The 19,821-nt window shown below is 44.8% G+C and carries 11 protein-coding genes; 10 read left to right on the forward strand and 1 reads right to left on the reverse strand.

The window, feature by feature from the left end; translation table 11 throughout:
• The first annotated feature begins 12 nt into the window (after nt 1–12).
• From MKY01_RS16360 to MKY01_RS16385, 6 genes are all read left to right on the forward strand, one after another.
• Nucleotides 13–2,853, forward strand: coding sequence for a family 78 glycoside hydrolase catalytic domain (locus MKY01_RS16360; protein WP_339282623.1), 2,841 nt, complete (start codon nt 13–15; stop codon nt 2,851–2,853).
• Nucleotides 2,854–3,057: 204 nt separating this feature from the next.
• Nucleotides 3,058–4,290: a cytochrome P450 gene (locus tag MKY01_RS16365; protein ID WP_339282625.1), complete on the forward strand. Its 1,233-nt coding sequence runs from the start codon at nt 3,058–3,060 to the stop codon at nt 4,288–4,290.
• Nucleotides 4,291–4,608: 318 nt separating this feature from the next.
• On the forward strand, nt 4,609–4,743 hold the full coding sequence (locus tag MKY01_RS16370; RefSeq protein WP_282321286.1) for a hypothetical protein: 135 nt from the start codon (nt 4,609–4,611) through the stop codon (nt 4,741–4,743).
• Between the two features lie 576 nt (nt 4,744–5,319).
• Nucleotides 5,320–6,093 carry a glucose 1-dehydrogenase gene (locus MKY01_RS16375; protein WP_282322165.1) on the forward strand — a complete coding sequence of 258 codons (774 nt, stop codon included), beginning with the start codon at nt 5,320–5,322 and terminating at the stop codon, nt 6,091–6,093.
• A 485-nt stretch (nt 6,094–6,578) separates the two neighbouring features.
• The gene (locus MKY01_RS16380) at nt 6,579–9,020 is read left to right on the forward strand and encodes a glycoside hydrolase family 2 TIM barrel-domain containing protein (RefSeq protein WP_282321284.1); all 2,442 of its coding nucleotides are present in this window, start codon (nt 6,579–6,581) and stop codon (nt 9,018–9,020) included.
• Between the two features lie 225 nt (nt 9,021–9,245).
• Nucleotides 9,246–10,652 (forward strand): glycoside-pentoside-hexuronide (GPH):cation symporter, encoded by a 1,407-nt coding sequence (locus tag MKY01_RS16385; protein WP_282321283.1) that lies wholly within the window; start codon nt 9,246–9,248, stop codon nt 10,650–10,652.
• A 71-nt stretch (nt 10,653–10,723) separates the two neighbouring features.
• Here MKY01_RS16385 and MKY01_RS16390 read toward each other — a convergent pair whose 3' ends face one another.
• On the reverse strand, nt 10,724–11,944 hold the full coding sequence (locus tag MKY01_RS16390; protein ID WP_282321282.1) for a cytochrome P450: 1,221 nt from the start codon (nt 11,942–11,944) through the stop codon (nt 10,724–10,726).
• Nucleotides 11,945–12,350: 406 nt separating this feature from the next.
• On the opposite strand from MKY01_RS16390, the gene MKY01_RS16395 reads away from it, so the two are divergent.
• The 4 genes from MKY01_RS16395 (at nt 12,351) to MKY01_RS16410 (ending at nt 19,656) form a co-directional block, all read left to right on the forward strand.
• A complete protein-coding gene (locus MKY01_RS16395; protein ID WP_339282630.1) occupies nt 12,351–14,309 on the forward strand; it encodes a beta-glucoside-specific PTS transporter subunit IIABC in 1,959 nt (652 codons plus the stop codon).
• 61 nt (nt 14,310–14,370) lie between these two features.
• Nucleotides 14,371–15,813, forward strand: coding sequence for a glycoside hydrolase family 1 protein (locus tag MKY01_RS16400; RefSeq protein ID WP_339282632.1), 1,443 nt, complete (start codon nt 14,371–14,373; stop codon nt 15,811–15,813).
• 17 nt (nt 15,814–15,830) lie between these two features.
• Nucleotides 15,831–16,682, forward strand: coding sequence for a PRD domain-containing protein (locus tag MKY01_RS16405; protein WP_307412459.1), 852 nt, complete (start codon nt 15,831–15,833; stop codon nt 16,680–16,682).
• Nucleotides 16,683–16,983: 301 nt separating this feature from the next.
• The gene (locus MKY01_RS16410) at nt 16,984–19,656 is read left to right on the forward strand and encodes an endo-1,4-beta-xylanase (RefSeq protein WP_339282634.1); all 2,673 of its coding nucleotides are present in this window, start codon (nt 16,984–16,986) and stop codon (nt 19,654–19,656) included.
• The last annotated feature ends 165 nt before the right edge of the window (nt 19,657–19,821 follow it).

The following is a 19,821-nucleotide window of genomic DNA, read 5'->3' on the forward strand; positions in this document are numbered from 1 at the left end:
GAGGTTTCATCGATGAACATTACTCATATGAAAACAAATCACATCACTAATCCGCTCGGTTTTGCAGTAACCAAGCCAACCTTTTCTTATACCGTTACGGATACGACAGCGACAACGCAGATCGCCGCACAGGTAGAAATTGCACTGAACGAATCCTTTGCAGAGCTTGTATTTGATAGCGGAATAACAGAGGATATTGATTCCCTCGCGTATTCTCCGGATCTGGAACTGGTTGCACGGACGCGTTACTTCTGGAGAGTTCGAGTCTGGAATGAGCTTGGGGAAAAGGCGACCAGTGAAACGGCCTGGTTTGAAACAGCGAAGCAGGATGAGCCATGGACGGCAAAATGGATTACACCTGAGCTGGAACCGATGATTCATCCAGTCCTCCAAAAAACGTTCGAAGTCAAAGGTCCTATTGCCAAAGCACGGGCGTACATCTGTGGTTTGGGAGTATACGAATTGGAGCTAAACGGAGTCAAGGCTGGGGATGAGTACTTGGCCCCTCATTATAATGCCTATCACAAATGGCTTCAGTATCAAACCTACGATATTACCGACCTGTTGCAAGAAGGGTCCAACGCGATAGATGTTCGTATGGGGAATGGCTGGTATAAGGGACGGTTTGGTTTTGAAGGAGATACCACCGCCAATTTGTATGGTGATCATTTTGCATTGCTGTCCGAGCTGGTGATTACTTATAAGGATGGAACAGAAGACGTTGTACCGTCAGATCTGTCCTGGCATGCCATCCGCTCGAATGTGGTGGATGGTAACATCTATGACGGAGAAATTTATGATGCCACGCTGGAAGTGAACGAGACTTTCCCCGTTCGGGAAAGTGATCTGGGATATGAGCGAATTCAAGCAAGAAAAAGTCTTCCGGTTGTAATCAAGGAAACCTTGAAGCCGATCGAAATTTTGACCACGCCTGCTGGCGAAACGGTCATTGATATGGGTCAGAATATGGTAGGCTGGCTGCAATTCCGTACTACGGCACCAAGTGGAACGGTCATCCATTTGCAATATGGCGAAGTGTTGCAGGAAGGTAATTTCTACCGGGAGAACCTTCGCTCTGCTAAGGCGGAGTATATCTATACAGCAAACGGTGAAGAAGCTATTGTGCGTCCGTATTTCACATTTTATGGTTTCCGATATGTTAAGGTTGAAGGTTGGGTTGGCGAACTGGATCTAAATGACTTCACAGGCTGTGTGGTTTACTCGGATATGGAACGCACGGGATATTTGGAAACTAGTCATGCTGGCGTGAACCGTTTGTTCGAAAATGCACTTTGGGGGCAAAAAGGGAACTTCCTCGATACGCCTACCGATTGTCCACAACGCGATGAGCGCATGGGCTGGACAGGGGATGCACAGGTATTCTCCGGTACAGCAAATTATAATATGGATACGTATGCCTTTTTTAACAAGTATGGATATGATTTGTGGATGGAACAGGAGGATCGGAACGGTATGGTTCCGATGGTCATTCCGGTTGGACGTGTGCAGGGCGGAGGGTCCAGCGCCTGGGGAGATGCGGCAACCATTATTCCGTGGAATACGTACCTGCATTCCGGGGACCAGTCCATTCTGGAGCAGCAGTTTGACAGCATGAAGGCATGGGTAGATTATATCAAGCATTCAGATGACGAATCCGGTGGTACACGTTTGTGGACGGTAGGTTTTCACTTTGGTGACTGGCTTGCGCTAGATGGGGATGATCCGAACTCTCCGATGGGCGGTACTGATAATTACTTTATTGCCTCAGCCTACTATGCCTATTCTTCAGATATTGTAGCCAAGGCTGCCAAAGTACTTGGACATCATGATCTTGCCGCATCCTATGAGCAGTTGGCGCAAGAGGTTAGAGTTGCAATTGTGAAGGAATACTTTACTGCGAATGGACGTCTGGCAGTAGATACACAGACCGCATACGCTGTAGCGTTGTATATGGATCTCGTTCCTGAGCAACATAAGGCACGGATTGCAGAAGCTGTTCGCTTGCGTGTACGCAAGGATCAAAATCATCTGAGAACCGGCTTTGTAGGTACGCCTTATTTAAACCGAGTGCTGTCAGCGAACGGTAGCAATGATATCGCCTATACACTTCTGCTCAATGATGATTATCCAAGCTGGCTGTATGCGGTCAATATGGGTGCAACAACAATCTGGGAGCGTTGGAACTCCATTTTGCCAGATGGTACAATCAGTGAAAATGGTATGAACTCGCTCAATCACTATGCCTACGGTGCCGTTGTTGAATGGATGTATCGTCATATGGCGGGGATCAATCCAGTAGAGGATCGACCTGGCTTCCGACATGCACTGCTTGCACCGATGCCTGATTTCAGAATCCATTGGACCAAAGCGCGTATCGACTCCGCTGCAGGAACTTATCGCAGTGAATGGAGGTTTGATGAAGCAGGCAAGCTGTATTTAAGCTTCTCTGTTCCATTTAATGCAACAGCAACGATCAAGCTGCCACGCGCCGTAGTTGATCAGGTAATGATGAACGGAATTACACTTTCGGATGCAGGTCTGACTGTCGTTCAGGGTGAAGATGAAGTGATCGTCGAAGTGGTGAGTGGCACGTATGATTTCATATATGTACCGTCCGTGCCATACAAACAAACGTTAAGCACCCGTACACCTCTGAATGTACTGCTTCGTAACGAGCATAGCCGGAGTATGCTGCACGAGCTTTCACCGGTGCTGGCTTCGCTGGACCCGGGGACAATCGGCCCAATGGGGGAAGCAAGCCTGCGTGAGCTATCCACCTATCCTTCGTTCAGTACGCCAGAGGAAGAACTCGACCAGCTCGATCTCAAGCTGGAGACCATTCAACTCGTTTAGAATAAATGATTGTTCGTTGATACGAAAACGAAACATAATTACGTTTCTTTAAATACAAATCTTCTCATACCGATGCACACAAGTTGATCTTGTGTGCATCTTTGGTTAGCAAAAAATGAGTAGTTTATCAAAATTTGAAAGCATATTGGCGAAATGATAGAATTCATATTGTATTGATATCCACTCTATCATTCAGGAGGCGTTATGATGTTTACAAACGAGAGCAAAAACGATCCCAAGTCCAAGGTTGATTTTATGGATAGAACGTTTATCCAAAATCCGTTCCCGGTGTATGAACAGTTGCGTTCAGAAGATCGGGTACACCGTTTTCTTCTGCCGAGCGGCCACTTTGCCTGGTTAGTGTCTGGCTACGATGACGCCTATGCCATTTTGCAGGACAACAAGCGCTTTGTAACCAACTCTCCGTACATGGGAGAAGCTGACGGCTCAGTCCCACCGCATCAGGAGATCATCTCTCGCAACTTGCTTAGTGTAACGCCAGAGGACCATCGTCGGTTGAGAAGGTTGATCCAGAAGGCCTTTACACCACGTATGATTGAACGCCTCCGTGGTCGCATCCATGAAATTAGTGAAGATTTGCTTGATGGTGTACTCGCCACAGGTAAAAGAGAAATGAATCTGATCGAGGACTACGCCTTTCCTCTTCCAATCATTGTAATCTGCGAGATGTTAGGAGTTCCCCATGAGGATCAGGAGCAGTTCCGTGAATGGTCTAATACAATTATGGAAGGCTTCAATAGCCCCGAAATGAGTGAACAGAGTGATCAAGTCATGCGTGCCTTTGTCGAGTATTTGCAGAAGCTCATTACAGAACGAAGACAATCTCTTCAGGAAGACCTGATTAGCGACCTCATCATTGTAGAAGAGGAAGGGGACATATTGTCCGAACAGGAGTTGTATGCCCTTGTTTTTGTCCTGATCATTGCAGGGCATGAAACCACTGTAAATCTGATTGGCAACGGTATACTGGCCTTGCTCGAAAATCCGGAGCAGAAGCGCTTGCTGCTGGAGAAACCAGACATGATTGGACCGGCCATTGAAGAGATCTTGCGATATAACGGACCTGCTGAGGTGAGTAATATTCGCTGGGCTACCGAGGATGTCGAATTCGGGGGCAAGCATATCCGTAAGGGTGACATGCTCTTTGTTTCCTTTTCCTCAGCCAACCGGGATGAGAATCAGTTCGCTGACCCGGATGCGTTTGATATCACACGGGAGGTTAATAATCATATTGCCTTTGGTAAAGGTGTTCATTTTTGCCTTGGAGCCCCGCTCGCCAGACTTGAAGGGGAGATCGCCATTAATGCATTACTTCGTAAAATGCCGGATATTCAATTTAAGACACAGCCCGCTTTACTGGAATGGCGTCCAGGCATGATTATTCGCGGACTGCACGATTTTCCGGTTTCCTTTTAATCCAATTACAATATCATTTGTTATAAAACAGGATAACCTCACTTAACCGCGATTTCGCGGTTTTTTTGTCTTTGACTAGCAATAGGCTTGAATTACGCTACACGATCTTTGTATTGCGTTATAGTCGATCGTCTCACTTGAAATCTACAATAAAAGTATCCTTTTAGCCCTGCCAATCCACTGAGTTAAGGAGACAGATTTTAAATGAACATACAATCGGTTAACCTGAGCAATACCAACGTCACATTGTTCACCCGAGATGCCAAATATTAAAAAGCGGCCAGCGGTGCTTGTGCTTCTTGGTGGAGGGTATAGAGCTTGTGGTTTGGTCTATGTACACGCTGGGTCAGCAGTGTGTTTGGCGAATTTCCCTCTTCTATTGATCCTGTTCTCGATGAAGAGGTCCACGAGTACAGTCTCGATGTGAAGCTGGGTCTTCTATGGAGCAACTAGCAATGTAAAAAGCTGATTCTTGCCGCTATCCCTGAACTCGGGGAAACTCCACATCCTGATGCGATGGGAGTGCCACTTCGTACGATCTTGAGTTATGGCGGGGACCTGTTGACTGAGGAAGAGCAGAAGCAGCTTAACAATGGACTCAAGACTATTTCAGTGATAAAACCTGAAGGCAACACAGCCGAAGCAGGATGACCCTTTAACCATTTTCGGATTCGTTCCAACTCTATTAAAATAACGAATTGCAAAAATCTACACGGAATGATAGTATTTATACCAATATAATAGTTTAACTATCAAAAAGAGAATCTGGAGGAAACAACTATGACAACTTACAATGAAAACATTAAAATTTCGGAACTATTGAATAATGAAGAAGCAACTGCATTGCTTACCAAACATCTACCTGAATTCATTAACGAGCCATCATTCAAAATGGCTTCCCATTTTACGCTGGACCAGCTCGCAGCCATTCCTCAGGTCGATCTGCCAGAAGACATTTTGTCCGCATTGAAAGCGGATCTTGCTAACGTAACCTTCGAATCTGCAGAGGCTCCTAAAGCGAGGAAAGCTATGAACTCCAAATCCGATTCACTGGCAGGCAAAGTGATTACCATCACAGGTGCTGGCAGCGGTATTGGCCGAGCAAGTGCAGTGTTGATGGCATCGAGAGGAGCCAAGCTTGTTCTGGTGGATTACAACGTAACAACAGGGGAAGAGACTCTTGCGCTTGTGAAGGAGCAGGATGGCGAGGCGATTTTTGTTCAAGCCGATGTATCCAAGGAAGAGGATGTAGAAAACTACATTCAAAAAGCAGTTGAAACGTTTGGCAAAATTGATGTCGCGTTTAACAATGCAGGTATCATTCAGAAGTTCCAACCGTTTCACGAAACGTCTCTAAACGATTTCTCACGAATCATCGACGTTAACCTGAAAGGGATTTTCCTGGGGATGAAGCACGCTCTCAACGTGATGGTTCAACAAGGCTATGGCCATGTGATAAATACAGCATCAACCACGGCGCTTCGAGCTGAGCACAGTCTGGCCGCTTATACAGCGAGTAAACACGGTGTCGCCGGATTGACAAAAGCAGCAGCGATTGAGTACGTCAGAAAGGGCATTAGGGTAAATGCCATCTGCCCTGGGGGTGTAGCCACTTCGCTGACCGCAGCTGTTCCGCAAATGTTACAAGAAAGCGATTATATGCCCGAAGAATTCCCAAATATGAGAATTGGGCGTTTTGCGGAGCCGGAGGAGCTGGCTGAACTCGTAGCATTCCTGGCATCGGACGGATCCAGTTATATGACAGGCTCTATCATTGTAGCAGACGGTGGATTGACACTTTAAGGATTAACCATAAGTCTTTCGATCATGTTTCTAGCGATTTTACAGCAGTTGCGAAGGACACGAACATTGTTCCATTCAAAGTCGCTATTATAGCGGCTTTTTAGTTTTGCCGAAAAGGACAAGAACATTGTGTCATTTCGGATTAGATTGTTATCTAAATATTATCATGACAGAACTTATGTGGAGAGATAAAAACGCGTAGGTGCACTGGGATGTCGTCTGCCTGCGCGAATTTTAGATATCGGTCCATTTATTAATATGCAAGTTAAGATCCAATTATCCAGCTTAAGATCGAGTTATATAAAATGATAGAATGATCAAATAAACTTGAGAGACGGACTAGTACGGCTCATCGAGTAGAAACTTTTGAATACAGATTACTCGAGTGGAACCTTTACATAGACCTTTCCCAACATAGCAAAATCTTGATTAAGGCAATAAGAAGACTTCAAACTCTACTACATAAAGAAGGAGATGATTTAGATATGATTAAAACATCTTTTAATGCAGATTGGTTAGTTGGCTCAAAACCGGGTTTATTTGGTGAGTGGGTAACAGATAAAAAACCTCATAAACTGGTTACTTTACCATATGACGCGATGTGGGCAAATGAAAGACTTAAGGACGGTAGAGGTACTATTGCTTGTTATCCGGAAGGTGAGTATGAGTATAAAAAGTCATTTTTTGTTCCCGAAGAGTACCGAAACAAGCGGGTTACCTTCGAATTCGAAGGCGTATACAACCAAGCGATGGTCTATATCAACGGAGACTTCGCGGGCCAGCATCCCTATGGATATAGCAACTTCTATATAAAGGCTGACCGTTTCCTAAAATATGGTCAAAAAAATGAGATCAGTGTTATTGCTAATAATTACAAAGATTCCCGTTGGTATTCCGGAGCTGGGATTTACCGGAACACAAAGATGATCATTGGAAATTTAGCCCATGTTGCCTTAGATGGTGTAAAGATTACAACACCTGAGGTTTCTGCAGATCGAGCAGTCGTAAAAGTAAAGACAGTCATTGAGAATGAAGGTCTGAGCACTTTGACTGTACAATTGTTGACTGAGATTATTGGTGCAGATGGTACGGTCGTTGCCTCTGACCTTGTTCCGGTCACAACTTTTGCAGGAGAACTGTCAACAATTCGTCAGTCAATGCTTGTTAAGGCTCCAAAACTTTGGAATGTAGACGAGCCCAATCTATATACTTGCAGAACAACTGTTACGAGTGACGATGAAGTGGATCAGGAGCTAACGACTTTTGGTATTCGTACGCTAACTTTAGATACAGATCAAGGATTATGTATAAATGGAAAAGTAGTCAAACTGCGTGGTGCTTGTATTCATCATGATAATGGCGTAATCGGTGCTGCTACAATTGATCGCGCCGAGGAACGACGAGTTGAGATTCTGAAAGAGTCAGGATTCAATGCACTCCGTAGCGCGCATCATCCGATTAGCAAAGCGCTGTTAGACGCTTGTGACCGTATCGGAATGCTTGTTATGGATGAGAGTTTTGATATGTGGAGTTCTGTCAAAACCGATTATGATTATGCAATGAGCTTTCCAGTTTGGTGGGAAAAGGATGTCCAGGCTATGGTGGATAAGGATTTTAACCATCCAAGCGTAATTATGTATTCCATCGGCAATGAAATTCCAGAAGCGGGCAGTTCAATTGGTTCAATATGGGGACGCAAGATTTCGGAGAAAATCCACACCCTTGATCCTACCCGCTTCACCACGAACTCGGTTAGTTTCTTACTGACTGTAATAAAGGATTTGCCCAACATGATGGGGGTTGGGAGCGAGACCCGTCATGCATCCGATAATAGTGAAGCCGCTGGTATTAATACAACTATGAACAATTTGGGTGATGCCCTTGCGGCAATTATCGATGGAGAAATTTGCACTGAGCGAACAGCCGAATCATTTGCTTATGTAGATATTGCGGGCTACAACTATGCAGAGTCACGATATCTTAAGGATATAGAACGGTTTCCTAACCGGATTATCGTAGGAAGTGAGACCTTTCCTAATAAAATCAATGTTAACTGGAATTTTGTAAAAGAGCATGGCCAGATCATTGGTGATTTTACCTGGACAGGTTGGGATTACCTAGGAGAAGCAGGAATAGGGAGAGTTCACTATGATATAGAAGGCCCGACTCACCTAATTCAGAGTACTTACCCGTGGATTTCCGGCTGGTGTGGAGATATTGATATTATTGGTAACCGAAGACCTGTGTCATATTATCGTGAGATCGTATTCGGTCTTCGTAAGGCTCCGTATATCGCTGTTCAGCGGCCTGAACATTATTCTAAAGAAGTAACTCTGTCGGATTGGAGTTGGAGCGACTCGGTCTCTAGCTGGTCTTGGACCGGCTACGAGAATAAGCCAATCAAAGTGGAAGTGTATTCTGATGCAGAAGAAGTCGAGTTACTGATAAACGGTCGTACTATCGGAAAAACTGATATGAGTGAAAAACAAGACTTTATAGCAGAGTTTGACACGGTCTACGAGTCAGGAGAAATTATAGCGGTGGCTTACGTCGGGGGCCAAGAAGTTGGCAGGATGTCAATTCATTCCGCAAAAGGCGATGTCATTCTCAAAGCAGCAGCTGATCGAACGGAAATTAATGCTTCAGATAGTGATTTAGCCTTCGTTATGATCAGCCTGGAAGACGAGCAAGGGAATCTATACAACACGGCTGACCGAAAGGTTAAACTTATGATTGAAGGTCCTGGCCATATTCAGGGTTTTGGTAGTGCCAATCCAGTAACCGAGGAAAACTTTTTTAATGAGGAATATACAACATTCGACGGCAAAGCATTGGCTGTCGTCCGTCCAACTGGCGCAGGCACTATCATTTTGACAGTAGCTGCTGAAGGGTGTATTCCCCAATCTGTTAGAATCAACGCAGTATAACGGGTAACGATAGCCCAATAACAACTGAACTACACCCCATTGTTAGCACCATCTAGCAATTGGAGGTGCAGTTTTTTTGTCGTTCAAACAGCAGCAATACCTTCTGTTTGGATTGCGTTATTTGATCTTAACAATGCGCTATATCTGTTATATGTGCCAGGACATAAAATGAAAGTATAGAAGAGGAAGAGAAATTCAACATGAAGAGTAACGGAGGCGAGTGTTATGGGAGTTGCAGTGAATGAGCAGCATATTAAAGTAGATAATACGCCGACTCAGCCACCCCGGGAAATACCAACGAGAAAGTTAATTGGTGATTCAATGGGACAGTTCGGGTTAAACATTTCAAGTGGATTGTTGGGTTTGATCACGTATTATTACACGGATGTCGTTGGTGTATCTGCCGCGGTAGTCGGTACAGTAATGCTGCTGACCAAAGTTTTGGATGCGTTTGCAGACATCGGTATGGGTGTACTGGTGGATCGAACCAAAACCAAATATGGGCAAGCCCGTCCCTGGTTGTTATGGATGACCATTCCAATGTTCATCTCATTATTCTTAATGTTTTCCGTGCCGGATATAAGTTCCACAGGCAAAATTATATATGCGATTATTACGAATCTGGTGTTCTACATTTTGGTGTTTACTCCAACCTCGATTCCATATACCAGCTTGATGGCGTTAACGACCCGTAACAGTTACGAGCGTTCCTTAATGGGTATTATCCGTTCAAGCAGCGGGTATCTGGCAGGTATGGTAGTTGCCGTTGCATTTGTTCCAGTCGTTACAGCCATGGGGAATAGCAGAAGTGACTGGACGTTGCTCGCAGCAATTTTTGCTGGTGTTGCAGCCATCGGGATTTTCATTTCGTTCCTGTCCAATAAAGAAAAGTACAATAATGTTCAACTGGACGAACTCGGCATGTTTCAGGATAAAACGCCGATTCGTGAAGGACTGAAATTGCTTTTTGCCAATAAATACTGGGTGTACATGTTCTTCGTAATGGCTCTCGCCAACATTTTGTTTGCTCTGGGTGTAGCAGCAGGAAGTTATTATGCCAAGTACATTTGGGGTAATGTCAGCCTGATTGGCATCATGGGCGCTATTGGTTTGATTCCCATTGTTATCGGATTTGCCCTATCTGGACCATTTATCAAACGTTACGGAAAGCGTGCCACGGCCCTCGGCGGTATTGTAATCGGACTCCTCGGAGCAACCGTTCGGTTAGTCGCTCCTGAGAGCATTACTTTGGGTCTGATCTGTTCTATCTTCCAAACGCTTGGTACAATTCCGCTCATGGCAGTAGGTGGAGCAATGGTCACAGACACGATTGAATACGGTGAATGGAAATTTAACAAAAGACTCGTTGGTTTAACGAATAGTGTAATAGGTTTCGGTTCAAAAGTAGGCACAGCCATTGGCACGGCTATGATTGGATGGTTCCTCGCGTTAGGAGGATATGTCGAACAAGCTACAACCCAAGGAGAAGGAGCAAAGCAGGCCATCATCGCGTTGAATATATACGTCCCCATTGTTGTATTCATTCTTCTTGTAGTATTCCTTTACAAAAATAGGCTGGACAAGGAATATCCAACGATTGTTAGAGAGCTTGAAGATAGAAGAAAGGCATAACAAGATTTAAGTGTCCTTACACACAGCCAATCGCTTGTGTGTAAGGGCACTTTTAATTTGATAAAATTAGTTCAAAAAAGCTTGGGTGTTAAGATGGCTGGCAGGTTTTGAAGAGTCTGTGTACCCGGGTAGAGCTGGCTTGCCGCATTAAATTTAATTTTTGCAGTAATATTGGAAAAGTGATTCGTGAACCCTCTCAGCACCAGTTGGCCCTCTAGCCTGGCCAATGGAGCGCCCAGACAAAAGTGAGGTCCTTTGCCAAAGGAGAGATGACGATTGCTGTTGGGACGGTAGATATCAAAGCGGGAAGGTTCGCGAAAATGTCTGGGGTCATTGTTGGCTGCACCCAGCCAGGTTAATATAACGTCTCCTTTTTTCATAGGCACGCCCAGGATGTCTGTATCCTCTACTACCACACGATCAAGTGTCGTTGGAAAACGATACCTTAACGATTCTTCAACGGTATTCTCTATCAGTTCTGGATCTGCGGCAATATCCTGATAGATTCCGGGTTGATCATACATAAAACTGTAGAACAGGCTGTTTATCATGTTGGTCGTAGTTTCGTTCCCAGCAGCAAGCAGGCCCAGGCTAAAGGTAACAACCTCTTCATCGGTCAGTTGATCCCCATCCAGCTCAGCAAGTGTGAGATCGGAAATAATGTCCTCGGCAGGATACTTTCTCTTCTGCTGAACAATGGGGAGCAAAAATTCGTTAAATTCCTGCATAGCAGCATACTTCGCATTCATCTGCTCCTGCTCGTTACCTGTGGCATTGGGGAAAAATAACATGTCAGACCAGGCTTTGATCTGTGCCCGGTGTTGCCTCTCCACCCCAAGCAGATCGGCAATGACAGTAACAGGAAGTGGGACTCCTAGATCTCGAACGATGTCGACATCATCTTTCTCCTTCATCTCAAGCATTAACTCATCAACGATAGCCGCGATTTGAGGCTCCCAGTTTTTCAACTGACGTGGGGTAAAGGCACTAGAGACTAACTTTCTAATATCACGTTGAACAGGGGGATCAACAGAATTGATGTTCACTCTGGTAACTACCGGCGGAACCGGGGATACACTCCGTTTACGTACACTGGAGAACCGTTTCCAGTCTGTTAGAACGGAATTGACATCATCATAACGATACAGATTCCATACCTGTTGCTCCTCGTCAAAATAGATGGGATGATTCTCCAGCATGTACTCATAGTAAGCATATGGATTCCAAAGTTCTTCAGGTGTCTCTAAATTAGATACCTGATGAATAACGATCGATCTGTTATCAGCCTGCATGTCTCCTCGCCATCCTTTAATGTAGTTTGTGGAAATCTCCAAATAATGATAGCCAATCTATCATTATTTGATTTAAAGGTACCATATATTACACTTATTTAGCAATTAAATGAAATGTTTTACTAAATATCAATTATTTAGATATATTCTTGGGTCACAGATAGAGAACCATTTTCATATCAAAATGCAGAAAAATGTCGAATAAAGTGATTGCTAACTAATTTATTGTGTGATATCATGATCCAGTAAACGTTTACATCGATAACGAATTGAATATTAGCAGTGTTTGGCTGTTACTGGTAAAGCAGGCATGACCAAAATGATTTTGCATTTTCCTTATGTGAGTAGGGGAAGGCATATCGTTTTGGTCTTTTTTTATATCCAAATTCAGAAATGAGGCATTGGTATGGATTATCGCAAGTTGGGACAAGAGATAACGGAATTGGTTGGGAAGAAAGATAATATCGCTCGGCTTACGCACTGCGCAACCCGACTTCGGTTCGAACTGCACGACATCTCCAAAGCGGAAACAGAAAAACTCAAAGCACTTCCAGGTGTCATTACCGTTGTGAACAATGGTGGACAATATCAGGTCGTTGTGGGCAATGAGGTGCAGCAGGTCTACCGAGTTATCACTCAGCAGATGGGTTCGGCTACCCGAAGTGCGGAATCCAAATCGGATTCTGGCAAAAATAACAGACCAAAGCAAAAACAGAGCTGGATATCCAGATTCATCAGCGTGATCTCAACAACATTTACTCCGGTAATTCCGGCAATCATTGGCGCGGGTATGATCAAAGCGATATTAGCCGTACTTGTGCTGACAGGCCTCGTAACGACGGAAAGCCAAAACTACTATATCCTTAATACCATTGCGGACGCGGCTTTTTATTTCATGCCAATTCTGCTGGCTTATGGAGCTTCCATTAAATTTGAAACTAGCCCCATTCTGGCGATGACAGTTGCCGGCGTGTTATTACATCCGGGCTGGAGCGCCCTGATGGCGGAAGGAAAAGACGTGTTTTTCATCGGTGTGCCAGTTCGACTAACCGATTACGCGGGCTCCGTGCTGCCGATTATTATCGTCGTTTGGCTCATGTCTTATATTGAACATTTCGCGGATCGGGTATCGCCCTCAATGATCAAATTTTTCACGAAACCAATGATTGTACTATTGATTACAGCACCACTTGCATTGGTGGCGATTGGGCCTTTCGGAACGTACCTGAATGATCTGGTTGCGATGGGTGCAGAAGCGATTAATGCCAGAGCCAGTTGGCTGATCCCTTTGTTAATGGGAACTTTGCAACCATTCCTGATCGTAACAGGTACCGCATGGGCCATGACGCCGATTGCAACTAGCCAACTGACCAAAAATGGATATGAAATGATCAACGGTCCCGGAATGCTCGCGTCCAATATTGCTCAAGGTGGGGCCACCCTTGCTGTAGCATTGAAAACAAAAAACAAAAAACTGAAACAGCTCGCTGCTTCATCCGGTTTCACCGCTGTGCTGGGTATCACGGAACCATCCTTGTACGGTGTAACGCTGAAACTGAAGAAACCCTTAATTGCCGCAATGATCGGTGGTGGTGTAGCAGGGATATACGCTGGTCTGACCGGATTAGTACGTTATGCCTTCGTGTCTCCAGGGCTTGCCGCGTTACCTGCATTCATTGGCAGCAATCCGATGAACATCGTTCATGCCATTGTGACTTGTCTGATCGCTTTTATCGTTACCTTTGCTCTGACATGGATCATTGGTTTTGAAGATCCAGTGGACGATGAAGAAGAAGACAATTCCAACGTTAACGATGACAAGACGCTTTCCGGGCAGCCTGTTCAAGACAACACCCCAGACACTAAGTCTTCTACAATAACAAATGTTAATGTACCGAGCCAAAATGAATTACGCCCACTTACGATCGCCAGCCCGATGCAAGGGGAATTAGTCCATCTAGACCGTGTACCAGACGATGTCTTCTCTTTGGGATTACTGGGTAAGGGTGCTGCCATTATTCCTGCCAAAGGAGAACTGTATGCACCGATCACAGGTGAAGTTACGGCTTTCATGGACTCCAAACATGCGGTCAAATTAAACGGTTATGATGGAGAAGAGGTGCTCATTCATATTGGAGTGGATACCGTCAACCTAAAGGGGAGACATTTTGACTCTTCCATTAAAGTAGGGGATCGCGTACAACGGGGGGACTTGTTGATCCGCTTTGATATCGATGCCATCAAGGCAGAAGGGTATGAAGTCATAACCCCGATCATTATCGCCAATTCGGATCGTTTCTCGGATATTAAGCTGGAGAAGCAGAATCCTGTGGAGGTTGGAGCAACCATTATCCACCTTTCGTAACAACCGTAATATGGTCCCGTCATATATCATGATCAACTTTTAAAATGAAGGAGTGCTTGAGATGTTATATCAACAGATCAAACCATTCCCCAATGAATTTCTGTGGGGAGGGTCTACCTCGGCCTATCAAGTGGAGGGAGCCTGGAACAAAGATGGCAAAGGCCTGTCCGTCATCGATATGTGTGATCATCCGGCTGGAACCGCCGATTTCACGGTTGCGAGCGATCACTATCACCGATTCAGAGAAGACGTGAAGCTTTTTGCAGAGCTGGGCCTCAAAGCATATCGTTTTTCAATTGCATGGACTCGAATCTTGCCTTCAGGCACAGGAGCTGTTAATGAGAAGGGACTCGATTTTTATCACCAATTAATTGACGAATTGCTGCTCCATGGTATTGAACCCATTGTGACCATGTACCATTTCGACTTACCCTACGAGCTTGAGAAAACCGGAGGGTGGAACAACCGGGGGACGATCGATGCCTTCGTCGAGTATGGGCGTATCTTGTTTGAACATTACGGGCATAAAGTGAAATATTGGTTGACCATTAATGAGCAAAATACGATGATTCTCCATCCAGGTGCTATTGGTACACCAAAAGGCGGACGTCTGCCTTCCAGTAAGGAACTGTATCAGCAAAATCATCACATGTTTGTAGCTCAAGGCAGAACGATGCGACTATTTCATGATATGCTCCCGCAAGGCAAGATTGGTCCTGCATTAAACATGACTTCCATGTACCAGGCAACTTCCAAACCAGCAGATGCAATCGCTGCACATAACTGGGAGACGATTCGTGGATGGGGTTTTCTCGACTTATCGGTGTGGGGACAGTATAATCCATTATTCTGGAGTTATTTACAGGAACGCGGCATCGAGCCGGTTATTGAGCAGGGTGACATGGAAGATATCCGGTCTGGCCGCCCCGATCTGGTAGCAATCAACTACTACTCGACGGCAACCATTGCCGCCAGTATGGGCGATGCGTCGGATGTTACAGCTCGTGCAGGGGATCAGCAAATTATGCTTGGTGAGCAGGGAGTTTACCGGGCAACGGAGAATCCTTATACCGAAAAAACAAAATATGGCTGGGTCATCGACCCGGTTGGCCTAAGGCTGACATTGCGTAAGGTATGTGAACGATATGGTCTCCCTATTCTAATTACGGAAAATGGTATTGGAGCCCCGGATGTACTTGAGGCAGATAACACCATTAACGATACGTACCGGATTGATTTTATCGAGAAACATCTGGAACAGATCAGACTGGCTCTAACAGATGGAGTAGATGTGATTGGTTATTGCCCTTGGTCCGTTATTGACGTGGTAAGCACACATCAGGGGTATGGGAAACGTTATGGAATGATCTATGTAAACCGCGGTGAACAGGATCTGAAAGACTTGAAGCGTTTGAAGAAGAAAAGCTTCTCGTGGTATCAAGAGGTCATTAAACAGAATGGCAGATGTATCGGAAATTCGGATCAGGCGGTCACGAAAGAATAAAGGATCGTGATGAATTCATGAGAGTAATCAAAATATTAAATAACAGCTTGCTTCTGACCAAAGATGATCAGGGACAAGAGATGATTGTCATGGGAAAAGGGTTGGCATTCAAAGGCAAAGTCGGCGAGCGACTCGATGAGGAGCATATCCAGAAACGATTCATTCTGCAAAATAATCCGTCTGCCCAGGCTTACGTACGAACCATCGAAAACATGCCAGAAAAACATGTGAATGTCATAAACAAACTGATTACCAATGCAAAAGAAAAGCTGTCTCTTGACGACCAAATCTTCTTTACGCTTATGGATCACTTGTCATTTGCCATTGAACGATGGAAAAAAGGTGTAGCATTACAGAATCGCATGTTATGGGAGATCCAGAGGTTTCATCCTGTCGAATTCGAACTGGGCCTTGAAGCCGTTCAGATGCTGAATCTAGAATTGGGTATCGAACTGCCGGAAGAAGAAGCAGGGAATATCGCTTTTCATTTCGTGAATGCCCAAACGCATGAACAGAATATGGAGCGCACGATGCAATCCGTTAAGATGTTAAAAGATATTTTTAACCTGATTCAATACACCTTTGATATGCAATTGAACAAAAATTCCATCCATTATGTGAGACTTGTCACACATTTGCAATTCTTCATCCAGCGTTTACAAGAAGGACGTCTGGGCAATTCGGCGAAAGATTTCATCTTTCAGCACATGGTGAAGGAGCATCCGCTTGAATACAAATGCGCGGAGATGATCAAAACCTACGTGCAGAATATGCTGGATATCTCCATATCGAACGAGGAATTATTATATTTAATGATTCACATTGCTCGAATTGTGCAGGAGGAACAGGGTGACGAGGGACGATTATAAAACAAAGTTTATATGCCTGTTAGCAGACAGGAAAAAAGAAAGATACTTTCTAACTATGACCGTTTTCTCGTATTTTATCGGGAAACGGTCTTTTATTCTTGCAATTATGTAGCGACTTTTTTGATATTCCACGCGAACGAACTCCAGCTTCCTAAACCCACATGAGATTACCAAGTGATAACATTTTATTGTAATTATTGTAAATTTGTTATATGTAAGCGCTGTCTAAAGAGCTATAATCTATTTATCTGGATGTTAATCCGTTCAGAAATACTTAGACCCAATCAAGAGGAGGAATTGTATGAAACGGTTAGGCCAATGGAATATAACGGCCTTGGTTCTTGTGCTGGTACTCGCCATGCTTCCATTTTCGAATGTCTCACATGCAGCCAAGGCAGTTACGGAAGTGGAGGGAGGTCATTTGAGCACAAACTTTGAAGACGGTACACTTCAGGGATGGACTCCACGTACAGGTAACGAAAGGCTGACAGTGACACAGCAGGAGGCACACGAAGGTCAGTCCAGTATGCTGGTCGCCAACCGTGAGCGTTCCTATCATGGACCGATGTTATCCATGAAGGATCTGCTTAAGCGTAACCAAGAGTACGAAATTGCGGCATATGTAAGACTTACTCAGGAGCCCACCACGGATCAAACATTACAGCTCACCACATATAAAAAAACAACTGCCGAAAGCTGGAACCCAATCGGTAGCGTGAAAATTGCCAAAGCAGAATGGAATACATGGCACAAAATCACCGGAAAATTTCAGTATAGCGATGATCCCACTGAATTGAATTTGTTCATCGAAACACCCTACATCTCTGAAGATAGCGTAGATACGTTATCGTTCTATGTGGATGATGTATCATTTACTCTGGCCGAGCAACTGGAGATTGAAGAAGGGATTCTGTCTCTGAAAGACCTGTATCAAGATGATTTCCCCATTGGTGCAGCGGTGTATCGCTGGCAGTTGGAAGGCGCATATGGACAACTGCTCACAAAGCACTTTAACAGCTTGACCGCAACCTACGAGATGAAACCGAAGTACATGTCTCCTTCCGAAGGTGTTTATGAGTTCGAGGCAGCCGATCAATATGTTCAGTTCGCCGAGGAGCATGGTATGGGCGTACGCGCACATGCGTTGTTGTGGCATATTGATGCAGCAGAGTGGATGTTCAAGGATCCTCAGGGTAACCCTGCGAGTCGAGAATTACTACTTGCCCGGATTCAGGATTACGTTGAAACCGTCATGACCCGATACAAAGGTAAGATCTATGCCTGGGATGTGGTAAACGAGGCGATTGCGGATAGCAATGGTGATGCCAACGGTTTACGTAAAAGTCCCTTTTATGAACTAATTGGTCCGGATTATATTGAGAAAACCTATGAATTCGCTCGTGCAGCCGATCCGAATGCCAAATTATATTACAACGAATACTTCACGGAAATCCCTGAGAAAAGAGAGCATATGTATCAGTTGGTCAAACGACTGAAAGAGAAAGGGCTCATCGATGGTGTGGGTTTGCAATCCCACTATAACCTGGAATCCCCGCCCATCAAGGAAATTGAAAAAACGATCAGCATGTTCGCCGAACTTGGATTGGATATTCAGATCACGGAACTGGATGTGGATAGCGGAATTCCATTTGGTGAAGAGATGTCCGATGAAGTTGCGGTAAAGCAGGCGTATCGATATAAGGAACTGTTGGATTTGTACCAAAAACACAAAGATCACATTTCTTCAGTTACCTTATGGGGACTCCAAGATGAGAAGTCTTACAACAACCAGGCTATGCTGTTTGATTCAGCCCTGAATGCCAAAAAAGCATATTGGGGACTCGTGGATGAATCCAGCTTGCCTGTGTTGACACAGAGAGCCGCCTCACTTTCGGGTAAACCGGATATCAAAAAACAGTCACAAGATCCGCTCTGGAACAAAGCGGTGTCTACTCCACTGAAGGGTGACTCTTCGGGATCAGCCAGTTTCCGCACCTTATGGGATCATAGTAACCTGTATATCCTCGTGGATGTTCAGAATGCGAAGGCAGATGTGAATGACAAAGTAGATATTTTTGTTGATCTCAATAATGGCAAGACCACTTCATATGAAGTAGATGACCGACATGTAATCATTAAGCGGTCGGGCATAGCTGAGGGCGTGGAGCAGCGTTCATATCGTGTACGCGAGACCAAAGCCGGATATCAGGTTGAATTGTCCATTCCGTGGGGTGGTATCCAAGTCGGATCAGAATATGAAGCCGGATTGGATATCCGTGTGACTGATGGCGGTTCAAGTGGGACACAACCTTATAATCCACTGTACTGGAATGATCGAACACAATCTCAGGAACAGGATACAAGCAAATACGGCGTGATTCAACTCGCCCCTATGCCCAAATCTGCACAAGCTGTGCAAGGGATTGTTCAGATTGATGGGAAGAAAGACACATCATGGAATAAGGCTGCACCATTTGAAGTAAAACGGTTGAACCAGAGCGAAGGTGCAGAGGCAGTGGCTCGCGCAATGTGGTCAGGTGAGTATCTATACCTGCTGATCGACGTCACTGATCCAAACATCATTACAGATAGTATCAACCCATGGGATCAGGATTCGGTTGAGATTTTCCTGGACGAGAATCACCAGCGCACACCGTATTTTCAATATGATGATGCCCAGTTCAGAATCAGTGCAGACAATGTGGGAACCTTTGCAGGGGGTGCCTCACCTGGACGCCTTGTAAGTGCTGTGAAGAAAACAAATAAAGGATATCTCGTAGAAGCCAGAATTCATTTACAATCATTGACGCCCAAAGCAGGAAATGTTCTCGGTTTCGAGCTCCAAATTAACGACAACCAGGGCGGAGGTAAGCAGAGCGTAGCCAAGTGGAATGATACGACCAATGAGAGCTGGAGAAATACTTCCCAGTACGGAATACTCACTTTTGTCGGAAAGAACAAACTCGGGCATTAAACCATCGGCAGTAGTTGCAAGAATAGAAACCATCATAACAGTGGCTGAAACTCAACCATTGTTGTGATGGTTTCCATCGTTTACATACGTCACCGAAGGTGATGAGGGAGGATACAATCTGCCTTGACTATATTTAACAGCCCTTGATATACTAAATTGATGTTA

It is taken from the genome of Paenibacillus sp. FSL R5-0486 (assembly GCF_037975155.1).
Taxonomy (GTDB): Bacteria; Bacillota; Bacilli; order Paenibacillales; family Paenibacillaceae; genus Paenibacillus; species Paenibacillus amylolyticus.